Here is a 740-nt window from a genome sequence, read left to right as displayed (position 1 = left end):
GCGGACGAGCGCGGCTCCACAGCTGAGGATCTCCTCCCGGCCGGAAGGGTCGGTGCCCGGGACCGTCCGGTCGCGGTCGACGAACAGTTGCAGAGCCCCGTCCCCGGCCACCCACCGCCACGGCTGGCTGTTGTGCACCGAAGGGGCCCGGCAGGCCAGCTGCACCGCCCTTTGCAGGGTCCGGGTGTCCGGCGTCGCGTTCATACCATCGACGGTAAGCGCCATCGGGGTCGGCGACCAGGGCCGTTCGTCCCGGCCGGCGGAGGCCATTCGGATGCCGAAGGGCCCACGGCGTTCTTTGCTCACTTTCCTCAAAGGTCGGCATGCCGGCGCACCTCGCTGACGGCGTTCAGGAACAACGCGCGCCCTGGACGTCCGGATGGTCGGCCCGGGCCCAATGACCTGCCGCAGGGGACCAAGGACCCTGGCGCGCGGTGCTCACATGCCCGAGGGTCGACGTGGGAAAGGAAGTGAGTGAGCGAATGACCCACACGATGGTGGACATCGGCGTGATCACCGGCGCGGTGGAACTGGCGTGCCGCGCTCCCTCCCTGCACAACATCCAGCCGTGGCGGTGGGTGGCCGGGGACGGGGCTCTGCAACTGTTCGTCGACCGCGACCGGACGGTCCCGGGCACCGACCCTTCCGGCCGGGAGGAGATCCTCAGCTGTGGCGCCGCGCTCGATCACGCTCGGGTCGCCATGCTCGCCGCGGGTTGGGCCGCGGAGACCAAACGATTC

Annotated in this window: 2 pseudogenes; one reads left to right on the top strand and one right to left on the bottom strand. The window is 70.4% G+C overall.

Going from position 1 to position 740, the window contains the following annotated elements:
- A pseudogene (locus tag A5787_RS17590) lies at window positions 1–204 on the bottom strand (NAD(P)H nitroreductase); the annotation flags it as partial.
- Between the two features lie 278 nt (window positions 205–482).
- Here A5787_RS17590 and A5787_RS17585 point away from each other — a divergent pair.
- Window positions 483–740, top strand: a pseudogene (locus tag A5787_RS17585) (NAD(P)H nitroreductase); the annotation flags it as partial.

The sequence above is a fragment of the Mycobacterium sp. 852002-50816_SCH5313054-b genome, assembly GCF_001667185.1.
In the GTDB taxonomy this organism is placed as follows: domain Bacteria; phylum Actinomycetota; class Actinomycetes; order Mycobacteriales; family Mycobacteriaceae; genus Mycobacterium.
The sequence above is the reverse complement of the archived record's forward strand: the minus strand, read 5'-3'. Positions and strand labels throughout refer to the sequence as shown.